Source organism: Sphingobium cyanobacteriorum (assembly GCF_030580935.1).
Lineage (GTDB): Bacteria > Pseudomonadota > Alphaproteobacteria > Sphingomonadales > Sphingomonadaceae > Sphingobium > Sphingobium cyanobacteriorum.
Window position 1 is genome coordinate 1 of the sequence record NZ_JAUQOM010000023.1, and the last position, 20,397, is coordinate 20,397.

Here is a 20,397-nt window from a genome sequence, read left to right on the forward strand (position 1 = left end):
ATTACACCAATGCCGGGGGGAGTGGCCCTCGGGCTACGCCCTCACGCCACTCCCCCCGGCATGTAACACGATGGCCTGGTTTTACGCCGCCGAATGGCCGACTTTTGCTCCGCCGTTGACACGTTCTTCAGCTTCGGCGGCGGAGCGCTGGTCTGATGGATGCCGTGCCGCCTGAAGCTGTGCCGGGATATGTCGTCCCGGTGCACCGCGCGCTCACCGAGCATATCCTGCTCGGCGGCGCGCCGCGCGGGCTCGCGATCGCCAATGCGACGCTTGCCGCCGCGATCGGGCTCGGTCTGCGGCTGTGGATCGCTGGCGTGGTGATCTTCGCGCTCGGCCACGCGGTCTCGGTCTGGGCGGCGCGGCGCGATCCCCAGTTCGTCGATGTCGCGCGGCGGCATCTGCGCTTTCCCACCTATCTGAGGGTCTGAGCCGATGCTCTCGCTTCGCGAATACCGTGGGCAAGCCGACCGCCTCGCCGACTTCCTGCCCTGGGCAGCACTGGTCGCACCGGGCGTGGTGCTCAACAAGGACGGCAGCTTCCAGCGCTCGGCCCGCTTCCGCGGTCCAGACCTCGACAGCGCAACGCCGGCCGAACTGATCGCCACCACCGCGCGGCTCAACAGCGCACTGCGCCGCCTGGGCTCGGGGTGGGCAATCTTCGTCGAGGCGGTGCGCCGTCCGGCGCAGGACTATCCCGAAAGCGCCTTTCCCGATCCAGCCTCGGCGCTGGTCGAGCACGAACGCGCCGCGCAGTTCGCCGAGGAAGGCGCGCATTTCGAGAGCGGCTACTTCCTGACTCTCTTGTGGATGCCGCCCGCCGAGGACGCCGCCCGCGCCGAAAGCTGGCTTTACGAAGGCAAGGCCGAGAAGGGGATCAACCCCAAGGAGCTGCTCGATCTCTTCATCGACCGCACCGACCGGCTGCTGCGGCTGATCGAGGGTTTCGTACCCGAAGTAGCCTGGCTCGATGACGGCGCGACTTTGACCTACCTGCACAGCTGCATCTCGACGAGAGCCCACCGGGTGCGGGTGCCCGAGGTTCCGATGCACCTCGACGCACTGCTCGCCGACGAACCTCTCACCGGCGGGCTCGAGCCGCGGCTCGGCCGCGCTCATCTGCGTACGCTGACCGTGGTGGGGTTTCCCAGCGCGACCTTCCCCGGCCTGCTTGACGAGCTCAACCGGCTGGCCTTCGCCTATCGCTGGTCGACCCGCGCGGTGATGCTCGATAAGACGGACGCGACCAAGCTCACCGCGAGGATCCGGCGGCAGTGGTTTGCCAAGCGCAAATCGGTCGCCGCGATCCTCAAGGAGGTGATGACCAACGAGGCCTCGACGCTGCTCGACAGCGACGCCTCGAACAAGGCAGCCGATGCCGATGCCGCGCTGCAGGAGCTCGGCGCCGATCATGTCGGCCAGGCCTATGTCACCGCGACCGTGACAGTGTGGGACGAGGACGCCAGCCTTGCGGCCGAGAAACTGCGCCTCGTCGAGAAGGTCATCCAGGGCCGCGATTTCACCGTGATCGTCGAAGGCATGAACGGGGTCGAGGCCTGGCTCGGTTCGCTCCCCGGTCATGTCTACGCCAATGTCCGAACACCCCCGATCTCCACGCTCAACTTGGCCCACATGATCCCCCTCTCAGCCGTGTGGGCCGGGCCGGAATGGGACGATCATTTCCGCGCACCCCCACTGTTCTACGCGCGTACCGAAGGTTCGACCCCATTCCGGTTTTCCCTCCATGTCGGCGATGTCGGCCACACGCTGATCGTCGGACCGACCGGCGCAGGCAAGTCGGTGCTGCTCGCGCTGATGGCGTTGCAGTTCCGGCGTTACGATCGCGCCCAGGTCTTTGCCTTCGACTTCGGCGGATCGATCCGCGCCGCTGCGCTGGCCTGCGGCGGTGACTGGCAGGATCTTGGAACCAGCCTGGCCAACGACGGGGCGGGCGCAGTGCTGCTGCAGCCGCTCGCCCGGATCGACGAGGCAGCCGAACGCAATTGGGCCGCCGAATGGATCCAGGCGATCCTCGCTTCGGAAGGCGTGACCATCGATCCGCCAGCCAAGGAGCATCTCTGGTCGGCGCTGACCTCGCTATCGACCGCCCCGATCGCCGAACGCACCCTGACCGGGCTCGCGGTTCTGCTACAGTCTCAGGCGCTTAAACAGGCGCTCGCGCCCTATTGCATCGGCGGCCCCTTCGGGCGGCTGCTCGATGCCGAGGCTGAGCATCTGGGCGAAGCGAGCTTCCAGGCCTTCGAGACCGAAGGGCTCACCGGCTCGGCGGCCGCGCCAGCAGTGCTGTCCTATCTGTTCCACCGCATTGAAGGCCGGCTCGACGGCTCGCCGACGATCATCATCATCGACGAAGGCTGGCTCGTCCTCGACAGCCCGGCCTTCGCCGCGCAGCTGCGCGAATGGCTCAAGACGCTGCGCAAGAAGAATGCGAGCGTGGTCTTCGCGACCCAGAGCCTCGCCGACATCGAGACCAGCGCGATTGCGCCCGCCATCATCGAGAGTTGCCCGACCCGGATATTTCTGCCCAACGAGCGCGCGGTCGAACCACAGATCCTGTCGATCTATCGCCGGTTCGGGCTCAACGACAGGCAGATCGAGATCGTCGCACGGGCCACCCCCAAGCGCGACTATTACTGCCAGTCGGCGCGCGGCAACCGGCTGTTCGAGCTGGGGCTTGGCGAAGTGGCGCTCGCCTTCACCGCGACTTCGTCGAAGTCCGACCAGCTCGTGATCGGCGAACTCACCGAAGCCCATGGCACCGCCGGCTTTGCCGCAGCCTGGCTGCGCCATCGTGGCCTCGCCTGGGCTGCCGACATGCTCCCGTCCCCGCAGGCCATCCCCCCCGCCCAAATGGGCCAACCCAAGGAGTAATTGTGATGAAATCCCCCCGTTTGCGAGACCTGCTCGCTGCCGGCGCAGCGGTCCTGTCGGTGACCGCGACCGCGCTTGTGCCCGCTCCCGCCTATGCCCAGTTCGGCTTCGGAGGCATCGTCTACGATCCCTCGAACTATGCGCAGAACGTGCTCACCGCTGCCCGCACGCTCGAGCAGATCAACAACCAGATCCGCCAGTTGCAGAACCAGGCTACCTCGCTCATCAACGAGGCGCGCAATCTCGCCAGCTTGCCGACCAGCGTGCTCGAACCGCTCCAGCAGCAGATCCGCCAGACCCAGCAACTGCTCGCCCAGGCACAGCGCATTTCGTTCGATGTCCAGGCGATCGAGGGCGAGTTTTCCCGCCAATACTCAGGCCAGAACCTGACCGGCAGTCAGCGCGAGATGGTGCAAGGCGCAGAAGAACGCTGGCGCAACAGCGTCGCTGCCTTCGAGGATGCGCTGAAGGTACAGGCCAGTGCGGTCGGCAACATCGAAGGCTCCCGCACCGCGATCGACAGTCTGGTCACCGCAAGCCAGTCGGCGACCGGCGCACTGCAAGCGGCCCAGGCCGGAAACCAGCTGCTCGCGCTCCAGTCGCAGCAGCTTTCCGACCTTATCGCCACGGTCGCGGCGATGGGCCGCGCGCAGTCGCTCGATGCCGCAAACTCGGCCGCAGCCAAGGCGCAGGCGCGCGAACAGCTGCGTCGCTTCCTCGCGCCAGGACGCGGTTACGTGCCTGCGGGCGCGCAGATGTTCCGGAACTGAAGCGATGGACACCAAGCTCCTCGCGCGGATCGGAGCCGGGGCCTTCGTGGCCGTGGCACTGACCATGACCGTGCTCCAATTGCGTGAGGAGCCCAAGGTCTCACCCACTGAAACAATCACCGTGTCGAAAGCCGACGACGATCCGTTGCCGGAAATGCTCCGACTTTGCTCCGAACTTGGTCAGATCGCCGAAACAACCAACGAATGTCGCCAGGCCTGGGCTGAAAACCGCCGCCGGTTTCTGGCTCCCGGCGCGCGACCCAAGGAACGATTTCCGCAAGCCCATCCCGTGAACGACAATTCCGGGCGGCCTTCTGGATCGCAGCCAGTCACCGTGCCTACCAAATCCGGAGGTCGATGACATGGGTGGCACCGGCGTCGTCGACCGCTTCCTCGACATCTTCTCGCGCTACATCGACAGCGGCTTCGGCCTGCTCTCGGGCGAAGTGGCGTTCATTGCGACCACGCTGATCGTGATCGACGTAACGCTTGCCGCCCTCTTCTGGTCATGGGGCGAGGCCGACGACATTATCGCCCGCTTGGTCAAGAAGACGCTGTTCGTCGGCGTGTTCGCCTACATCATCGGCAACTGGAACAACCTCGCCCGGATCGTGTTCGAGAGCTTCGCCGGGCTAGGCCTCAAGGCCAGCGGCACCGGCTTCACTGCCGCCGAGCTGTTGCAACCAGGCCGAGTCGCGCAGGTCGGGATGGATGCCGCGCAGCCGCTGATCGATGCGATCTCGGACCTCATGGGGTTCGTCAGCTTCTTTGAGAACTTCCTCCAGATCGTGATTCTGCTGGTCGCCTGGGCGATTGTCATCATCGCCTTCTTCATCCTCTCGATCCAGCTGTTCATCACCCTGATCGAGTTCAAGTTGACCACGCTCTGCGGCTTCGTGCTGATCCCTTTCGGGCTGTTCGGCAAGACCGCGTTCATGGCCGAACGCGTGCTGGGCAATGTCGTCTCTTCGGGCATCAAGGTGCTGGTCCTCGCGGTCATCGTCGGCATCGGCTCGACCATTTTCACCGAGTTCACCAGCGCGATTGGCGCCGAGCCGACGATCGAGGACGCGCTATCGATCATGCTGGCAAGCCTGTCGCTGCTCGGGCTCGGCATCTTCGGTCCCGGCATCGCCAACGGCATCGTCTCGGGCGGACCGCAGCTTGGCGCAGGCGCTGCCGCCGGCACCGCGCTGCTCGCTGGGGGCGCTGCCGCTGGCGCAGTTGCCGGTGCGCGGATGGCGGGCGGTGCGGTTGCCTCTGCCGCCTCCAATGTCGCCCACGGCACCTCTCGCGCCGCCGGCGGTGCGACGATGGCTTATGCGCTGGGATCAGCCGGCAAGTCGGGTGCCTCTGCAGTCGGCTCGGGCATGGCCGCTGTTGGCGAAGCGGCTGCCGGTGCCGCAACCTCGCCGCTGCGCAAGGCGGGCGACAGTGTGAAGCGGTCGTTCCGCGAGGGCAGCCGCGCCGCGATTCCCCTGACCGGCGGCACGATCACCCCCGGTCCAAACACTCCACCGCCACCCGCTGCTGCCGACCAGGGCCAGCCTGCCTGGGCCAAGGCGATGAAGGACCGGCAAACCATCGCTCACGGCGCCACCATCGCTGCCCATACGCTGAAGTCGGGCGACAGCCACGGTGGAGGCGCATCCATCGACACATCCGAAAAGGACTGACGCATGTTTCGACGCCCATCGATCCGCTACGGCAAGACCCCCGAACCCGAAACCCCCTACCAGCGCGCTGCACAGGTCTGGGACGAGCGCATCGGCTCGGCCCGCGTCCAGGCGCGCAGCTGGCGGCTCGCCTTCTTCGGCGCGCTCGGTCTTTCGACCTGCCTTACTGCCGGGATCATCTGGCAGGGAGCGCGCGGCTCGATCGTTCCCTGGGTGGTCCAGGTCGACAAGCTCGGCGAAGCGCAGGCGGTATCACCGGCGGACGCAGGCTACACGCCGAGTGATCCGCAGATCGCGTTCCACCTGGCGGGGTTCATCGAGCAGGTCCGGGCCGTTCCCGACGATCCGATCGTGGTCCGGCAGAACTGGCTGCGCGCCTATGACTTCGCCACCGACAAGGGTGCGTTGGCATTGAACGACTATGCCCGGACCAACGATCCGTTTGCGCTGATCGGGCGCGAACAGGTCGGGGTCGATGTCACCAGCGTCATTCGCGCCTCGCCGACCAGCTTCCGCGTCGCCTGGGTCGAGCGGCGCTACCGCGACGGCAGCCTTGCCGAAACGAGCCGCTGGACCGCGATCCTGACCATCGCCCTCCAGACGCCCCGCACCCCCGATGCCCTGCGCAAGAACCCGCTCGGCGTCTTCGTCAACGCCATCAACTGGTCGAAGGAACTCGGATCATGATCAGCACCACCTTGCGCGCCCGGCGCGCAGCCACTCTCGCGATGCTCGTCGGCAGCATTTCCGTGACTTCATCTACGTGGGCCAAGGACCAGCCCGCATCGCCTGCGTCCCCCAACGAGGTGGCGCAGGCGACTGCTTCACGCCCCGATGTGGTCGCCATCCCCGTGCCGCTGCCGCTCCCCGGCCAGCTGCAAGCCCTTCCGCGGCGTAACCCTCCCCGCGCCGCGGGCCGCTCCCACCCTCTGCGGAGTCGCCCCACTCTGCAGGACCGGGTGGGAGCGGCAATGGAGGCCGCGCGGATCCAGCCCGAGCGCACCGGGTTCGTCAATGCGATCCAGGTGTTTCCCTATACCGAAGGCGCTCTCTACCAGATCTACGCCAAGCCTGGGCAGGTGACCGACATCGCACTGCAGGAAGGCGAGCAACTGGTCGGCTCTGGACCGGTCGCCGCTGGCGATACCGTGCGCTGGATAATCGGCGACACCGTGAGCGGGGTGGGTGCAAATGCGCGGGTGCATATTCTCGTCAAACCCATCCGGCCGGACATTGCGACCAACCTTGTGATCAACACCGACCGGCGCACCTATCACCTCGAGCTGCGCGCCAACCCGTCGGTCTACATGGCCTCGGTCTCCTGGACCTATCCGCAGGACCAGTTGATCGCCCTGCGGCAGGCCAGTGCCGAAGCAGAGCGGGCTGCCCCGATTGCGACGGGGGTGGACCTAGCGACACTCAACTTCCGCTACGCGATTCAAGGCGACCGGCCCGACTGGCGACCGCTGCGCGCCTTCGATGACGGGGTGCGGGTGTTCATCGAGTTCCCCGAGAGGGTCGCGCAAGGCGAACTGCCGCCGCTGTTCGTGATCGGCGCGAAGGGTGAGGCCGAACTGGTCAACTACCGCGTCGCCGGTCGCTATATGATCGTTGACCGGCTGTTCGCTGCGGCCGAGCTGCGGCTCGGCGGGCGCAAGGGCCAGGACAAGGTGCGGATCGTCTCCCAGCGCAGGGGGCGGGCATGACAGCGGCCGAGCCTGCCCCGCGCGAAGAAGCGGTCACCGATCCAGCCAGTGCGGTCAAGCTGCGCGGCGATCCGCCGCGCGTAATGCGCTTGTCGCGAAAGGCGATCGGTATTGCCTCGGCCTGCGGCTTTGCGCTCGTGGGCGGGGCGCTGATTTACGCGCTCCAGCCCCAGGGCCGCAATGGTGCCGAGGAGCTCTACAACACCGAAGGCGTCGCCGTGGCCGACAATCTCGCCGGAGCGCCCAAGGACTACGGCCAGGTGCCCAAGCTCGGCCCGCCGCTGCCGGGCGATCTCGGCAAGCCGATCTTGGATGCCCAGCGGCGCGGTGATGTCGCGGCCTTGCCTCCGGTCGGCGAACCGCAGCCGCTGCCGCCGAACCCTGCTGCCAATGCCGTCGAGGTGGCCCGCCAACGCGCCGAGCAGGAACGCGAGTCCGCGCGCGGCAGCCGGTTGTTCTTCGGCGGTGGTGCACCGGGCGGTAGCGCTGGCCTTGCTGGAGCGCCTGGCATGGCGGAAGCACCGTTGTCGCCCGCTGCACCTTCGGGGCCGAAAAGCGAGGCCGACCGGCGGCAAGCTTTCTTGGAACGTGCCACCGACCGCCGCACCGTGTCTGGCGAGCGGCTGTCGGGGTTGGCTTCGCCCAACGTGCTGCAGGCTGGGTCGGTGATCCCGGCCGCGCTGATCACCGGCATCCGTTCGGACTTGCCGGGACTGGTTACCGCGCAGGTGACCCAGAATGTCTATGACAGCCCGACCGGACGCATCCTGCTCATCCCGCAAGGATCGCGGCTGATCGGCGACTATGATGCCGATGTTGCGTTCGGACAAAGCCGGGTGCTGCTCGCCTGGAACCGCCTGATCCTTCCCGACGGCTGCTCGATCGTGCTCGAACGCCAGCCCGCCGCCGACCCGCGCGGGTTTGCTGGATTGCAGGACAGCACCGATTATCATTGGGGTGGCGTGCTCAAGGCCGCACTGGTCTCGACGCTGTTAGGCGTAGGATCAGAAGTCGGTTCGGGCGGCGATGGCGATCTCGCCCGCGCGATCCGGCGCGGGACCCAAGACAGCATCAATCGTGCCGGCGAGCAGATCGTCAGCCGTGAGCTCAATGTGCGGCCGACGCTGACCATCCGTCCGGGTTTTCCGGTGCGGGTGCTGGTGACCCGCGACCTGGTGCTAGGAGGTGAACGATGACCCGGTTGAAGCTCTCCGACCTTGCCGACGAGAAGCCGGTGCGGTTATCGGTAGAGGTGTCGGCCCGGCTGCACCGAGAAATGCTGGCCTATGGAGCGGCGCTCAATGGCGGCGATGCCAAAGGTGCTCCGCCACCCGAGCGCCTGATCCCGCCGATGATCGAGCGGTTCATTGCGAGCGACCGCAGCTATGCCAGGACGCGCCGCACGGTTCAGCCGGGATAGCGTTCCTCGATCAGCTTGAAGAAGCGTTGCAGCGCAGGATTGTCGTTGTCCTCGCACCAGTAAAGAGCGAACTCGAGGCGTGAGGGACCGCTGGAATCGTAGATCTCGCGGAAATGCAGTTCTGGCCAACTCACGCCCTGCGAGGATTCGGTTGCGACCGAGATGAATCGCTTGGCCGTGATCATGCTCAGCACGCTTTCGAGGCTGGTATCTTGAAAGATGATGTTGGGGCGGAATCCTTGTTCGGTCAGGCGGGCGGAGATCAGGTTCCCCAAGATCGGCCCAAGGCCATTACCTGGAACGACGAAGACCTCACGCCGTAAATCCTGCCAGTAAATCCGTTCTTGCGAGAGGAGGCGTCTTTCATCGACAAGCACGGCAAACAGGCGCTCGGACCAAAGCAGACGGGTCTTGAGGCCTGAACCCTCCAGGCCCGTGGGCGCCACTGCGACATCGATAGTTCTCGACAGGAGGCTATTGAGCAGCTTCTCTGGCCCGGCTTCGACGCCATCGAACTGCACGTCGGGAAAGCGCGTCAAATAGTCGGAAAAGGTCAGCTTGAGGTTGCCCGACATCAATGGTGAACAGTAGCCCACGGCAATCCGTCCCTGCAGCCCATAGCTGACGTTGCGCGCGGTGGTCTGGAGGTTCTCAATGTCGGTGACGATACGGCGGGCCTGCTCGATGAAGACCCGTCCGTTTTCGGTAGGCTCGGCTCCACGCGTGGTACGCTCGAACAACTTCACGCCCAATCGCTCCTCAAGTTGCATAACCCGGCGACTGAGTGTGGATTGCTTTACGTTGAGTGCCGCCGCCGCCCGGGAGAAGCTTTGGGTGTCGGCGGTCATTACCGCATACCGGAGCTGTCGGAGTTCTATGCCCATATGATACCGCGCCTCACCCCATCGATGGTGGTTAGTCGCGGCCGGTGCTTAAACCTTACATCGACGCCTGAGTTTCCCGTCCGCTCCCCCATCAGCATCACGCGCCAACGAGACACTCTGAAAAATTAGTCTTGACTGATCGTTCCAGACAATTATCAGGAGCATCATGCCGTGGGAAAAGAACTTCGATATCGACGAGACGCTGACGCGAGCCATGCAGGCCTTCTGGGCGCACGGCTACGAAGCGACGTCTATGCAGGACCTCGTCAAGGCCACCGGCGTCAACCGGGCCAGCATCTATGCGACCTATGGGGACAAGCGCGCGCTGTTTCTTACCGCGCTCCGAAAGTACGATGGCGATGTCCGCAGGCGCATGCTGGCAGAACTCGCTGAGACCAGGACACCATCTGAGGCGATCGCCGCCGTATTCGACAAATTCATCAGCCAGACCAGCGTGCCGCAGGGCAATTGGGGCTGCTTTCTGGTGAACACCGCGCTCGAACTTGCCGCCCATGATGGCGAAATCGCCGAACTGGTAAACGCGGCACATGACGAGATCGAGGCATTCTTCCTCGCCATGATCCGCAAAGGGCAGCAATCCGGCGACTTCGATCCGGATCGTGACGCGAAGCCGCTAGCCCACCAGGCGCTGGCATCCCTGCTCGGGATGCTCGTGATGATCCGTAGTCGCCCCAAAGAGGAGTTCCTCACCGCCGTTCGCGACGGCTTCTTGAATTCGCTGACCTGAGTCTTGCCCTTTTTTTGCCCAGTATGGAACGATCATTCCGAACAATTGTCCAACCGCCCGAAAGGAAATCCAATGCCCCTCATTCAGATCACCGGCGTCGGCGACTACCTGACGCTCGCCCAGAAACAGGATCTGATCCGCAAGGTAACCGACGCTGTCGTCTCGGTTGAAGGCGAAGGCCTGCGCCCGGTCACCTAGGTCACGATCGCCGACATCCAGCCCGGAGCCTGGGGTGTGGGCGGCAACCCCGTCACTGCCGACGACCTGCGCGCCATGGCCGCAGCCCCTTCAGCCTGAATTTCCCCCGAAGAACCCACGAAAGGAAAATCGTATGCCTGCCGTATTCAAGACCAGCCTCCCGCTTCGCACCATCGAAGATCCGAACTCAGCCGTCAGCGCACCGCTCAAGGCAGCGCAGGCCGGCATGGGGATGGTGCCCAACATGTACGCCGCCATGGCAAACCTGCCGGCACTGCTCGAAACCTACAATCACGGTTACGCCAAGTTTCGCGCGGAAGCTGGCTTCACCCCAGTCGAACAGGAAGTCGTGTTCCTCGCGATCAGCCGGTTCAATGGCTGTCACTATTGCGTGGCCGCGCACAGCTTCGTGGGCGACATGATGTCGAAAGTGCCTGCCGAAGTAACCGATGCGATTCGCGACGGCCGACCGGTGCCAGACGCAAAGCTCGAAGCCTTGCGCCATTTTGCGCACGTCATGGCTGAAAGCCGTGGTAACCCGACGCCTGACCAGGCGAGCGCCTTCCTTGCCGCTGGTTACACCGAAGAGCACATCCTCGGGATTGTCCTCGCAATCAGCGTTAAGGTCATCTCGAACTACTCGAACCACATCTTTCACACCGAGCTCGATGCCGGCTTCGCAGGACGCGCCTGGTCGCCCGCCTGACGGCGCCGTTCCCCTGACCCCGGCATCGTGACAGCTGGGCATGGCCGGCGAAACCACCCCCCGCCACGCCGGCCGGGGCCGCGTCGCCCTTCGGGTCGCCCACCGAATGACGCGGCCCCCTCAGGGGCGCCGGAAAAAGACTTTGCGCCCGTGTAACCAACCGCTCTCCTTCGCCGAATTATGGTGTGAGGGCGTTGGACCATCCGTGAGCACGGTCCATCATGATCGTGTTTGATCGTGCCTCCCCCCTCGCTCCGCTGGCCGGCATTGTCTGGTCGGGCTTCGACTGTCTTGCGGACGCGGCAGAACGAAGGGGGAAACATCGCGTGTCCGGATAAAGGGGGTCTGACCCATGAAGAAAACCAAACTCGCTTCGATGCTCGCCGTGATGGGCGGCCTTACCATGGCCACCGCCGCCTGTTCCAAGGAAGCCGAAGCACCTGCGGATGCACCCGCCGGCGCTGCCATGGCCGATCAGGCGGCTGGCAGCTGCGCTGCCGCGCCTTGTGCCGGCAAGAGCTGCGAAGCCAAGCCATGTGCACCGAAGGACTGCGGCGCCAAGCCTTGTGCGCCGAAGGGCTGTGGCGCGAAGCCCTGTGCCCCCAAGGGTTGCGCTCCCAAGCCCTGCGCGGCAAAGCCCTGATACCCTGCAGGGCCTTGCCAACGTGGCCGGCGGTGCGTGAGTGGACCCACCGCCGGCCATGACATTCCTTTACGAGAAGCCATGAACGAACACGACGCAGCCGAAGTTGTCGTCGAGACAATCACCCGGATGGCGCGCGAGCGGCGCCCGCTGATGCGGCGCGTTCTGCCCGAAGGCGAGGTGCATTTCTGGGAACACTATCCCGATGACGATGCTCGCGACGCCCAGACACGCGCGCGCTGGTATTACCACGTCCACGCACCAGGCGAGCGCGACCCGGCCGAGCACGGGCATTTCCATCTTTTCCTGCATCGCACGCAGCTCAACGATCCCGCAGATTTCATCGCTGCGCCCACCGAGGGTGAGGATGCACCGGCCCATGTCACCCATATCGCCGGGCTTTCTGTCGATCATTCTGGCGTGCCGCTGGCTTGGTTCGCTACCAACCGCTGGGTGACGGACGAATTCCTCTATCCGGCCGATGCGATGATCACCCACCTTGATCGCTACAATGTCGATGCCACGCCCGAAGATGACCTGGTCAACCGCTTCCTGACAGCGATGGTGGCGCTCTACCGGACCGAGTTGTCCGACCTGCTGCGGGAGCGGGACGCGGTCTTGGCGAAGCTGGTCGAAACCGAAGGCCCGGGCGCCTACGAAGCAGGCAACGATGTACTGGTCACGTGCCCGATCGATCTCGACGCAAAGATCGAGAGCCTCGGCCTCGAATAGGGGGTCAATCGGTCGGCCCTATCCCCCACATCTGGGCAAGGCGGCTGTAGCTGGGTTCGCCCCGGTGGGGGTCGTCGGTGGCTCCCCCCATTCGCGCGAGACGCGCCTGCATTTCGGCTTCATCAGCCTGCAGCGGGTTGGCCTTGATCCCTGAACCTTCGACGATGCGGTTCATGAAGTTGAACAGCGCGCAGACACTGACGGCGTCGAACAGGGCCTGTTCATCCCAACCGGCGGCATAGACGCGGTCGGCATCGGCCTGAGTCATCATCGCCGGGGTCCGTGTAAGCTTGCCGACGTAGGCCAGGATGGGCTTGAGTCTCTCGTCGACGTTACTCGATTCGAGGTCGGCCATCAGCCCATCGAATACTTCGGCATCGACACCAAAGGCTCGGGCGGCGACGACATGCGCGCCATGGCAATAGGTGCAGGCGTTTAGACCGGAAACATAGGCTGCGATCAGTTCGCGCTCGGCCACGGTCAGCGGCGACCAGTCGCGAAGCAGGCGGTCATGGTATTCGAGCAGCGGCATGACCGTGTGCGGGAAACGGCGAAAGACCGTGTCGAGGGCTGGTTCACCTTCGATCGAGCGGAAAACGGGCATGGCTTCACTCCTGGCCATTGGCGTTCGGGCGCGCGAAAACTCGTGCCGCGAGCAGGGTGCGCTGAACCACGGTCAGCAGACAAAGGCCTGCAAACCCGTAGGCGATTGCCGGAAAGTACTGCGGCCACAAACACATCGCCGTGAACGCCGCGATGGTCTCGGCACCTTCGGCAAGACCGGTCGAATAGAAGAAGCTCTTGGTCCCGTGCGCGCTGGTCCGGTCTCCCCGCTTGGCCGCGAGTGCCGCAAAGACGAGGAAACTGGCGGCAGTCAGCGTAAAGCTCGCCACAAGCAGCAGGGCGGCTGTGGCGTTGATCGACGCGTCGAGCCCGAACGCTACCGGCACGGCAACGTAGAAGACATAGTCGGCAAGGGTATCGATATAGCCGCCGAAGTCGGTCACCCCGCTTGCCCTGGCCACCGCGCCGTCGAGGCCGTCGAGCAGGCGGTTGAGGGCTATCAAGGCAAGCCCCGCCGCATAGTGGCCGTGAGCGATCGCATAGGCCGCCCCCAGCGCCGGAACCAGTCCGGCCAGAGTCACCGCATTCGCGCCAATCCCTGCCTGCGCCAGCCAGCGGCCCACGGCGTTGAGCGGCGGATCGATCAGTGGACGCAGGCGGGAATCGAACATGGCGCGCTCCTCAGGCTTCCAATTCGGTCACGACCATGTGACCAGACCGATCACCGCACCCGTCATCATCGATACCATGTTCCCGGCGAGCCAGCTCTTCATGCCGAGCCCGGCGACCTCCGGGCGACGCTCGGGCGAAAGCGTGGCGACGGTCGAGACGATGAGGCCGACGCTGGCGAGATTGGCGACCCCGCACAGCGCATAGGTCACGATCAGCAGACTGCGCGGATCGAGCGTTCCTGCCGGCAGGCCGGCGAGATCGAGATAGGCAACGTATTCGTTGAGGATCGCCTTGGTCCCCATCAGACTGCCGGCCGCTGGCGCCTGATCCCACGGCACGCCGATCGCCCACATTGCCGGCGATAGGAGCCATCCAAACGCGCGGCGAAGCGTGATCGGAGCGCCCTCCACGACAGGGAGGAAGGCCAGAACCTGATCGACCAGATTGACCAAGGCGAACACCGTGATGATGATCCCGATCACCGCCAGAACCAGGGTAACGCCTTCCATCGTCCCGCGAATGACTGCGTCCATGCTGCTTTCATAATGGAGTTCCGGTTCGGCATGCCCGGTGCCGGAGGCAGCTTCGCCCGGCACCATCAGACGGGCGACAAGCACGGCCGCGGGCAAGGAGATCAGCGACGCGACGATCATGTGGCCGACGGCATTGGGCACGGTCTTCGACAGGGTCGTGGCATAGAGCACCAGGATCGCGCCGGAGATGGTCGACATGATCAGAACCATGACCGTGAACAGCTCCGAACGGCTCATCCGGGCAAACCATGCCCTCAGCACCAGCGGGCTCTCGACCACGCCAAGGAAGATGGTCGCGCCACCCGCCAATCCGACCACACCGCTTACGCCGAGCGATCGGCGCAAGATCCATGACAGGCCCCGGACAATCATGCTGAGTACGCGCCAGTGCCACAACAGCGCCGAGATCGCCGAAAAAACGATGATCAGCGGCAGGATCTGGAAGGCAACAATCACCGGGGGCTGTTCACCCGGCTTCAGGAGGAAAGGGATCGGCGCGCCGCCGGTATAGCCGAACATGTAGGACGAACCGGCGAGCGTGGCCGTTTCGATCGCGGCCACACCCTTGTTGGCGAAGCCTACCAGCGTCCAGACCAGCGGCACACGCGTCACCACCAGAGCCACGGCAATCTGCGCCAGTAATGCGCCGCCGATCCAGAGCCAGCCTGGCCGTGCGGAACGGTTTTCGGACAGGCCCCAGGCGAGCAGGAGGATGGCGGCAATGCCGATCAACCCCTGGAAGTTATGCAGCGCCGCCATCTTGTACACCCCCTAGAATTTGAACGCCGCGCCGAACTGGAACTGGCGCGGCGGTCCGGCATTGCGCTGCACGAACGACGCTCCGCCACCGAACTGGACCTGGTTCGAGGTCGTTGCGGCATTTGCGAAGCCCGATTCATTGTTCGTGTTGAACACATTGAACACGTCGGCGCTGAGCTCAAGCCTCCCGGCGAAAGCCGGGATCGCGTAGCGAAGGCCGATGTCGACCGTCGCCGACCAGGGTAGGTGTGCGGAATTACGGGTTGCGCCGGGATAGCGGTCGGAATTGCCGACGAAGTTCTCGCCGAACGAAGCACCGTCGCCGTTGAGATCCTGGGTGCCGAAAATCCGTGCGTCGGGCACGAGATTGACCGGCTGGCCCGACTGGAACAGTCCGGCGACGCTGAGCGTCAGCCCGTCGAGCGGGTAAAGGTAGCCGACCGCCGAGATCACGTGACGCCGATCGTTGGCCGACGGACCCCATTCGGTGCTGAAGAGGTTGGCGTTGGCGGCGCGGAAGTTGATGTCGTCGGTATCGTTCTTCAGACTGGACAGTGTGTAGCTCAGACGGAAGGCGTAAGCATCGGAGCCTCGCGCCTTATTCACCTGCAGGATCAGCGCCTTGTATTCGGCCTCTCCCGCAGTCTCGGACACGGTGATCTGGCGGGCGCCTCCGGCAACCAGCGCGACCGGGCGGCTCGCATCGGCATTCGCCTGGCTGCGCACGAGGCCGAGCGACCGGGCCAGTGCGAACCGCGAAGCGTTGTCGGGCTGGCTTTGCAACAGCGCGATATTGGCCGCTGTCAGATTGGTGAGGTTGGGAGTGAAGGGCGAGGGCGCATTCAGATCGCGCAGCCGGACGAGATTGTGCGAGCGGCTGTAGATCACGTCGGCGGAGAGCGTGATCGTGTCGGTCGCCTGGAACTGGTAGCCGCCGCTCAGCTGCAGGCTCCACGGGCTCTGGTAGCCATCGGGATTGAGGATGCGAGCCTCGCCCAGGGTCGCGGTGTCGCGCAGGGCCTGAACCTGTTGCGGTGTCGGACAGGCCGAGACGGTAACGCAGTTCGGCGAGACCGTAAGGTTCCCGTCGAAGGTCACCTGGCTCAGGTCCGTGCCTGCCGGAATGATTCCAAGCGACTGGAGTTGGCCAAGCTGACCCAGGAATCCCGCCGACGTAGTGTTTCGCTGGAGTGCGTCGGAAATGACGGCATAGGAAAGCTTGCCGTAGAACAGCCCGGCTCCGAACCGCACAGTGGAGCGGGCATCGGGCCGGTAGTTGAGCGCGAAGCGCGGCGCGAAATTATCGTAATCGCCGCCCTTGCCTCCCTTTCCTGTCAGGCTGTCGTAATCCCAACGCAGGCCCAGCGTCGCCGTCAGTTTCGGGCTGAGTTGCCATTCGTCCTCGACATAGAATGCCAGCTGCGTCTGCCCGGTGCCGAAATTCTGCGGGCGCAGTTCGACCGAATAGTTGGCCACTGCCGGGTTGAGGGCAAGCACGTCCTGAGCTGACAGGCCGAGGCCCTTCGATGACAGGCTGGCGAGCTGCGGGGCAGTCAGGTCGACCGTGAAATTCCCGTCCGGATTGCCGCCGCCCAGCAGCGCAAAGTCGGAATGGATGACATCGGCACCAAAGCTCAGTTTGTGATTGCCCAGCTTGCGTTGCAGCCGGTGCGTGGTCTGCCAGGTCTCTTCGAGGTCATTGAACACGAAGCCCGGATGGCCGACGACACCGACGGTCAGCCCGCTCGGATCGCGAATCACGACTTGCGGTCCGGCAGGACCCTTCGGCTTGCCGTAGTCCCAGCGGAAGCGGCTGAACTGGACGGCGCCATCGTAACTCCAGGTGTCGCCGGAATAGCTCGCCGTTGCCGCGACCAGTGTCGAGAAACGGTCCTGATCCGAACCCGCCGAGGGGAAGGTCACGTTGCCGCCGCCAAGGCCGCCGCCGGGTCGGTCAATGGTCACCCGCCCGAAACTGGCCCTCAGGCCCAGCGTCCAGTCCTCGGTCAGGCGGTGGTCGAGCCGGACCGAACCGAGGTAGAATTCGTTGTTGCCGGTGACCGTATCGACCACCCCGAGCGCCGGCGCATCGACTACCTGCTGGTTGCGATCGCGGGTGTATTCGAAATTGGCGTAGAAGAAGGTCTTGTCGCGCACGATCGGACCGCCGATGCTGGCGCCGGCCTGGTAACGCTCGAAACTTTCGCCGACCGCGTTGCCCGACAGGTCGCGCCGCGGAAAGGGCGACTTCGCATCGAGCGGGCGACCGGGGCGCACCAGCGCATAGACTTCGCCATGGTAGTCGTTGCTGCCCGAAGGCGAGGTATAGTTGACCACGCCGTTCGCCGTGCGGCCATAGGCCACCGAATAGGAGTTCGCGAGCACGGTCACTTCCCGGGTGAAGCCGAGCGGCACCGGAAACTTGAGGCCGCCCAGGAAGTTCTCGTTGTTGTCGAGCCCGTCGAGGAGGTAGTTGGTATCGAGCCCGTTCGAGCCGTTGATCGAGATCGATGGCGCTTCGGGGAAGAACCCGGTGGAGGCGACCACATTGGGCAAGCGAACAAGCGAACCCAGTACGTCGCGCCCCTCGATGGGAAGAGCGACAAGCTCCTCCTTGCCGAGCGAAGCGGATACTTCGGCATTCACCGTGTTGAGCTGAGTGATTCCGCGTGCGCCGGTGACAACGATCGTCCCGGCCCCCACTGGCGCAAGGCGCAGCGTCACGCTGCTGGTGAAATTGGCCCGCAGGCTGACGCTGGCCTGTTGATCACTCTCAAACCTACCCCCGGTAACTGTTGTGACCCGGTAAGTGCCGGCGGTCGTCAGCCCTTCGATGCGGACAAACCCTTGATCGTCCGAACGCGCGGTCCGGGAGTAGCCGATGTCCGCGTTTTCGATCCTCACTTCGACATCCGCCGCGGGCTGGTTGGTGGAGGCATCCACCAGGGCGACCTGGATTCCGGCCTGCTGAGCATGGGCCGGGGTGGCAAGAGTGGCGACGGCCAGTACAGACGCCGACAGGAGGAAGCGGGACGGGAACAAGCGGGATCTCCAATACTGGACGAGACGGGCTACGGTACGGGCCTCGGTTGCGGTTGATGCCAGCTTTGTCGCCAATTCGAGGTGATCCTTACAGCCTTGGTGAAGTTTCCCATCGCTGGTCCGCTTGTAACCGTTTGCCCGTCGGCTCCGAATTACCCTCAGGGAGGTCGTCGCGTGAAACCGGCCAGTCGCCTAAACCTGTTTGCTGTTGCTATCCTGCTGGCCGTGCCTGCGACTGCTAGCGCGGAAAGTGCTCGCTCGCTCCAGAAGGAATTTCCCAGGCTCGAAGTGACGAAAAGCGCGATCAATCTGCGCGAGCTTCAGTCCGGAGGCGTCCCGCGAGACGGCATCCCCGCGATCCTCGATCCCCAATTCCTACCGGTGTCCGAAGTGACCGGTCTCGGCGACGACGAGCCCGTCATTTTCCTGTCCGGGACTTGCGGCGCCTATGCCTTTCCCTACCGGATCCTCATCTGGCATGAGATCGTTCAACACGATCAGTGCGGTTTGCCCGTCGCCGTGACCTATTGCCCCTTGTGCAACACTTCGATGGTCTTCGACCGGCGCGTTGGGGGCACAGTTCTGAGCTTCGGGACGTCAGGCCGCCTGCGCCATTCCGACCTAGTGATGTACGATCACCAGACGGAAACGCTGTGGCAGCAGTTTACCGGCGAGGCGATTGTCGGCAGCCATGTCGGCAAGACCCTCGCTCCGGTTCCTGCCCGCATTGAATCGTGGCGGCGCTTCCGCGAGGAGTTTGCCGATGGCCGCGTGCTGATTCCGCCATCATGGGGGCGGAGTGCTTACGGGCGCACCCCTTACGAAGGCTACGATTCAGCGCCCACGCCCTTCCTCTACCAAGGCAGGATGCCGCGCGGCATCGATCCTATGGCGCGGGTCGTCCGCGTTGGCACGCGCGCCTGGTCGCTCACCTGGCTCCGCAAGAATTCACCTGTGGAGACCGCCGACGGCCTGCGCCTCGAATGGCGCGAAGGTCAGAACTCGGCGCTGGACCGTGCCGCGATCTCGCGCGGAAAGGACATCGGCAACGTCCGCGTGACACGGGGCGATGTGGATGTGGCGTTCAGCGTCGACTTCGCTTTCGCCTATCGCGCCTTCTATCCGGAAGGCGAGCTGGTCAAATGATGGCGCGCGCGTCAGCTTGCCTGGCGGCCGCGCTTTTTGTGGCACTTGTCCCGAGTGCTGCCCATGCCTCCGGTCCGATCGAATATACCGACGTGGCCTTTGTCGCAGCGCAGGCTCAGGGCAGGACGATTGTCATCGAATCCTATGCCCATTGGTGCCTGCCTTGCCGGATACAGGCTCCGATCATCGACCGCCTGCGTGCACGACCGCCGTTCCGGGACATCCTGGTACTCCGGATTGGCGAGAAAACGCCGAACCTCATCTGGCGGCGGTTTCGTCTCAGCGGTTTTGGCACCCTCGTGGTCTTCAAGGGCGGTCGGGAAACGGCGCGCGGGACAGCGACAACCGAAGCTGCCATCGCTGATCTCCTCAACCGCGGACTTTGATTGGCAAAACTGCGGAAATGCGCGAGGAATGTAACCTGCGGCTGGCCTGATCCGAATTACCTTTTGGGGGTCTCGTCAGGAGCGTGCCACATGAAGATCGCCAGCATCGTAAACCGCAAGGGTCGCCAGATCACCTCTATCCGGGAAACCGCGCCGATGGCCGAGGCCGTCGAGACCATGCATTCCCAGTCGATCGGCTCGGTCGCCGTCTTGGGCGCAAGCTCGTCCGAAATTCTGGGAATATTCTCGCAGCAGGAATTGACGGAATGCATCGCTGTTCGCGGCATTCATGCACTGCAGTTGCCCGTGCTGATCTTCATGCGCAAGCCGGCACTGTTCTGCAATTGCGAGGATAATGCCGCCAATGTGATGCGGACGATGACCCGGGATCGTTGCCGCCACGTCATCGTCCGCACCGTGGGCGGCGCTCTGGCGGGAATCGTATCGCTTGGCGATCTTGTCGCCGCGCTTCTCGAGGAGGCCCAGCTCGAAGCAGGCGTCCTTCGCGACATGGCCCGCTCCCATCTGCTCGCCATGCCCAGTTGAGAGGTGGGCCTGCTGGTTTCCCTTGGACGGCTGCTGGCCGGATACCTCACAGGCCCATCGCGCTCGCCTTACACCAACGCCCCAACCGACCCGGAACTTCTGTCCCGCATCATCAAACCGGGTGACGTCCTGCTCGTTGACGGAAGGCAGCGCATCAGCACGGCCATCAAGTACCTCACCCAATCGACCTGGTCCCATGCGGCGCTCTGCGTCGACTTGGCGGATGGTGCGTCGATCAACGTCCCGCGCCTGGTGAGAACGGCGGAGCAATATTCGACCACGGTAGCGGCGGGATAGTCCTGCTGCGGGCGGCGTAAAAGTCGTCCACCTTGAAGCCTTTCTGCCGAGTCAGGGAGGTGTGGGGATCTACAGCG

At 64.4% G+C, this 20,397-nt stretch carries 22 protein-coding genes; 17 read left to right on the forward strand and 5 right to left on the reverse strand.

All coding sequences use genetic code 11. The features are described 5' to 3' along the window. Window positions 1-155 precede the first annotated feature (155 nt). The 9 genes from Q4610_RS20070 to Q4610_RS20110 are packed head-to-tail and all read left to right on the forward strand — an operon-like array spanning window position 156 to window position 8,464. Complete coding sequence (locus Q4610_RS20070) at window positions 156-431, forward strand: VirB3 family type IV secretion system protein (protein ID WP_120221973.1); 276 nt, start codon at window positions 156-158, stop codon at window positions 429-431. Window positions 432-435: 4 nt separating this feature from the next. Continuing rightward, window positions 436-2,892, forward strand: a complete 2,457-nt coding sequence (trbE, locus tag Q4610_RS20075) for a conjugal transfer protein TrbE (protein ID WP_304537646.1) — start codon at window positions 436-438, stop codon at window positions 2,890-2,892. Window positions 2,893-2,897: 5 nt separating this feature from the next. Continuing rightward, complete coding sequence (gene trbJ, locus Q4610_RS20080) at window positions 2,898-3,662, forward strand: P-type conjugative transfer protein TrbJ (protein ID WP_304537647.1); 765 nt, start codon at window positions 2,898-2,900, stop codon at window positions 3,660-3,662. Between the two features lie 4 nt (window positions 3,663-3,666). Beyond that, window positions 3,667-4,023: a putative entry exclusion protein TrbK-alt gene (trbK-alt, locus tag Q4610_RS20085; protein ID WP_304537648.1), complete on the forward strand. Its 357-nt coding sequence runs from the start codon at window positions 3,667-3,669 to the stop codon at window positions 4,021-4,023. Window position 4,024: 1 nt separating this feature from the next. Next, entirely contained in the window at window positions 4,025-5,338 is a 1,314-nt protein-coding gene (trbL, locus tag Q4610_RS20090; RefSeq protein WP_304537649.1) for a P-type conjugative transfer protein TrbL, read from the forward strand. 3 nt (window positions 5,339-5,341) lie between these two features. Then, window positions 5,342-6,025, forward strand: coding sequence for a conjugal transfer protein TrbF (gene trbF / locus Q4610_RS20095; protein ID WP_304537650.1), 684 nt, complete (start codon window positions 5,342-5,344; stop codon window positions 6,023-6,025). Beyond that, window positions 6,022-7,044, forward strand: coding sequence for a P-type conjugative transfer protein TrbG (gene trbG, locus Q4610_RS20100; protein ID WP_304537651.1), 1,023 nt, complete (start codon window positions 6,022-6,024; stop codon window positions 7,042-7,044). Before trbF ends, trbG begins: the two co-directional genes overlap by 4 nt. Next, a complete protein-coding gene (locus Q4610_RS20105; RefSeq protein ID WP_304537652.1) occupies window positions 7,041-8,240 on the forward strand; it encodes a TraB/TrbI/VirB10 family type IV secretion system protein in 1,200 nt (399 codons plus the stop codon). Before trbG ends, Q4610_RS20105 begins: the two co-directional genes overlap by 4 nt. Next, a complete protein-coding gene (locus Q4610_RS20110; protein WP_304537653.1) occupies window positions 8,237-8,464 on the forward strand; it encodes a DUF2274 domain-containing protein in 228 nt (75 codons plus the stop codon). The genes Q4610_RS20105 and Q4610_RS20110 overlap by 4 nt, the downstream gene beginning before the upstream one ends. Here Q4610_RS20110 and Q4610_RS20115 read toward each other — a convergent pair. Continuing rightward, the gene (locus Q4610_RS20115) at window positions 8,452-9,348 is read right to left on the reverse strand and encodes a LysR family transcriptional regulator (protein WP_304537654.1); all 897 of its coding nucleotides are present in this window, start codon (window positions 9,346-9,348) and stop codon (window positions 8,452-8,454) included. The two genes, Q4610_RS20110 and Q4610_RS20115, sit on opposite strands and share 13 nt — an antisense overlap. 166 nt (window positions 9,349-9,514) lie before the next feature. Between Q4610_RS20115 and Q4610_RS20120 the strand changes: the two genes are divergently transcribed. The 4 genes from Q4610_RS20120 (at window position 9,515) to Q4610_RS20135 (ending at window position 12,375) form a co-directional block, all read left to right on the forward strand. Further along, a complete protein-coding gene (locus Q4610_RS20120) occupies window positions 9,515-10,096 on the forward strand; it encodes a TetR/AcrR family transcriptional regulator (protein WP_304537655.1) in 582 nt (193 codons plus the stop codon). A gap of 72 nt (window positions 10,097-10,168) precedes the next feature. Further along, on the forward strand, window positions 10,169-10,294 hold the full coding sequence (locus Q4610_RS20125) for a tautomerase family protein (RefSeq protein ID WP_304537656.1): 126 nt from the start codon (window positions 10,169-10,171) through the stop codon (window positions 10,292-10,294). A gap of 133 nt (window positions 10,295-10,427) precedes the next feature. Then, window positions 10,428-11,000 carry a carboxymuconolactone decarboxylase family protein gene (locus Q4610_RS20130; RefSeq protein WP_304537657.1) on the forward strand — a complete coding sequence of 191 codons (573 nt, stop codon included), beginning with the start codon at window positions 10,428-10,430 and terminating at the stop codon, window positions 10,998-11,000. A gap of 724 nt (window positions 11,001-11,724) precedes the next feature. Beyond that, a complete protein-coding gene (locus Q4610_RS20135; RefSeq protein WP_304537658.1) occupies window positions 11,725-12,375 on the forward strand; it encodes a DUF6969 family protein in 651 nt (216 codons plus the stop codon). 4 nt (window positions 12,376-12,379) lie between these two features. Here the strand turns inward: Q4610_RS20135 and Q4610_RS20140 are convergent, their stop codons facing one another. The 4 genes from Q4610_RS20140 to Q4610_RS20155 are packed head-to-tail and all read right to left on the reverse strand — an operon-like array spanning window position 12,380 to window position 17,945. Then, the gene (locus Q4610_RS20140) at window positions 12,380-12,979 is read right to left on the reverse strand and encodes a carboxymuconolactone decarboxylase family protein (RefSeq protein WP_304537659.1); all 600 of its coding nucleotides are present in this window, start codon (window positions 12,977-12,979) and stop codon (window positions 12,380-12,382) included. Between the two features lie 4 nt (window positions 12,980-12,983). Continuing rightward, a complete protein-coding gene (locus Q4610_RS20145; RefSeq protein ID WP_304537660.1) occupies window positions 12,984-13,610 on the reverse strand; it encodes a CDP-alcohol phosphatidyltransferase family protein in 627 nt (208 codons plus the stop codon). 27 nt (window positions 13,611-13,637) lie between these two features. Continuing rightward, entirely contained in the window at window positions 13,638-14,903 is a 1,266-nt protein-coding gene (locus Q4610_RS20150; protein ID WP_304537661.1) for a NupC/NupG family nucleoside CNT transporter, read from the reverse strand. A 12-nt stretch (window positions 14,904-14,915) separates the two neighbouring features. Continuing rightward, window positions 14,916-17,945 carry a TonB-dependent receptor gene (locus Q4610_RS20155; protein ID WP_304537662.1) on the reverse strand — a complete coding sequence of 1,010 codons (3,030 nt, stop codon included), beginning with the start codon at window positions 17,943-17,945 and terminating at the stop codon, window positions 14,916-14,918. Window positions 17,946-18,119: 174 nt separating this feature from the next. Between Q4610_RS20155 and Q4610_RS20160 the strand changes: the two genes are divergently transcribed. From Q4610_RS20160 to Q4610_RS20175, 4 genes are all read left to right on the forward strand, one after another. Then, complete coding sequence (locus tag Q4610_RS20160; RefSeq protein ID WP_304537663.1) at window positions 18,120-19,091, forward strand: DUF3179 domain-containing protein; 972 nt, start codon at window positions 18,120-18,122, stop codon at window positions 19,089-19,091. Then, window positions 19,088-19,477, forward strand: a complete 390-nt coding sequence (locus tag Q4610_RS20165; protein WP_304537664.1) for a thioredoxin family protein — start codon at window positions 19,088-19,090, stop codon at window positions 19,475-19,477. The genes Q4610_RS20160 and Q4610_RS20165 overlap by 4 nt, the downstream gene beginning before the upstream one ends. A gap of 90 nt (window positions 19,478-19,567) precedes the next feature. After that, window positions 19,568-20,023 carry a CBS domain-containing protein gene (locus Q4610_RS20170; protein ID WP_304537665.1) on the forward strand — a complete coding sequence of 152 codons (456 nt, stop codon included), beginning with the start codon at window positions 19,568-19,570 and terminating at the stop codon, window positions 20,021-20,023. A gap of 3 nt (window positions 20,024-20,026) precedes the next feature. After that, the gene (locus Q4610_RS20175) at window positions 20,027-20,320 is read left to right on the forward strand and encodes a hypothetical protein (protein WP_304537666.1); all 294 of its coding nucleotides are present in this window, start codon (window positions 20,027-20,029) and stop codon (window positions 20,318-20,320) included. Window positions 20,321-20,397 lie beyond the last annotated feature (77 nt).

Coding starts and splice junctions, on each gene's coding strand:
- Q4610_RS20170 (WP_304537665.1), top strand. CDS start 19,568: ATGAAGATCGCCAGCATCGTAAACCGCAAGGGTCGCCAGATCACCTCT.
- trbK-alt (WP_304537648.1), top strand. CDS start 3,667: ATGGACACCAAGCTCCTCGCGCGGATCGGAGCCGGGGCCTTCGTGGCC.
- Q4610_RS20105 (WP_304537652.1), top strand. CDS start 7,041: ATGACAGCGGCCGAGCCTGCCCCGCGCGAAGAAGCGGTCACCGATCCA.
- Q4610_RS20120 (WP_304537655.1), top strand. CDS start 9,515: ATGCCGTGGGAAAAGAACTTCGATATCGACGAGACGCTGACGCGAGCC.
- trbJ (WP_304537647.1), top strand. CDS start 2,898: ATGAAATCCCCCCGTTTGCGAGACCTGCTCGCTGCCGGCGCAGCGGTC.
- Q4610_RS20135 (WP_304537658.1), top strand. CDS start 11,725: ATGAACGAACACGACGCAGCCGAAGTTGTCGTCGAGACAATCACCCGG.
- Q4610_RS20130 (WP_304537657.1), top strand. CDS start 10,428: ATGCCTGCCGTATTCAAGACCAGCCTCCCGCTTCGCACCATCGAAGAT.
- trbF (WP_304537650.1), top strand. CDS start 5,342: ATGTTTCGACGCCCATCGATCCGCTACGGCAAGACCCCCGAACCCGAA.
- Q4610_RS20140 (WP_304537659.1), bottom strand. CDS start 12,979: ATGCCCGTTTTCCGCTCGATCGAAGGTGAACCAGCCCTCGACACGGTC.
- Q4610_RS20070 (WP_120221973.1), top strand. CDS start 156: ATGGATGCCGTGCCGCCTGAAGCTGTGCCGGGATATGTCGTCCCGGTG.
- trbL (WP_304537649.1), top strand. CDS start 4,025: ATGGGTGGCACCGGCGTCGTCGACCGCTTCCTCGACATCTTCTCGCGC.
- Q4610_RS20125 (WP_304537656.1), top strand. CDS start 10,169: ATGCCCCTCATTCAGATCACCGGCGTCGGCGACTACCTGACGCTCGCC.
- Q4610_RS20165 (WP_304537664.1), top strand. CDS start 19,088: ATGATGGCGCGCGCGTCAGCTTGCCTGGCGGCCGCGCTTTTTGTGGCA.
- Q4610_RS20115 (WP_304537654.1), bottom strand. CDS start 9,348: ATGGGCATAGAACTCCGACAGCTCCGGTATGCGGTAATGACCGCCGAC.
- trbE (WP_304537646.1), top strand. CDS start 436: ATGCTCTCGCTTCGCGAATACCGTGGGCAAGCCGACCGCCTCGCCGAC.
- trbG (WP_304537651.1), top strand. CDS start 6,022: ATGATCAGCACCACCTTGCGCGCCCGGCGCGCAGCCACTCTCGCGATG.
- Q4610_RS20110 (WP_304537653.1), top strand. CDS start 8,237: ATGACCCGGTTGAAGCTCTCCGACCTTGCCGACGAGAAGCCGGTGCGG.
- Q4610_RS20145 (WP_304537660.1), bottom strand. CDS start 13,610: ATGTTCGATTCCCGCCTGCGTCCACTGATCGATCCGCCGCTCAACGCC.
- Q4610_RS20150 (WP_304537661.1), bottom strand. CDS start 14,903: ATGGCGGCGCTGCATAACTTCCAGGGGTTGATCGGCATTGCCGCCATC.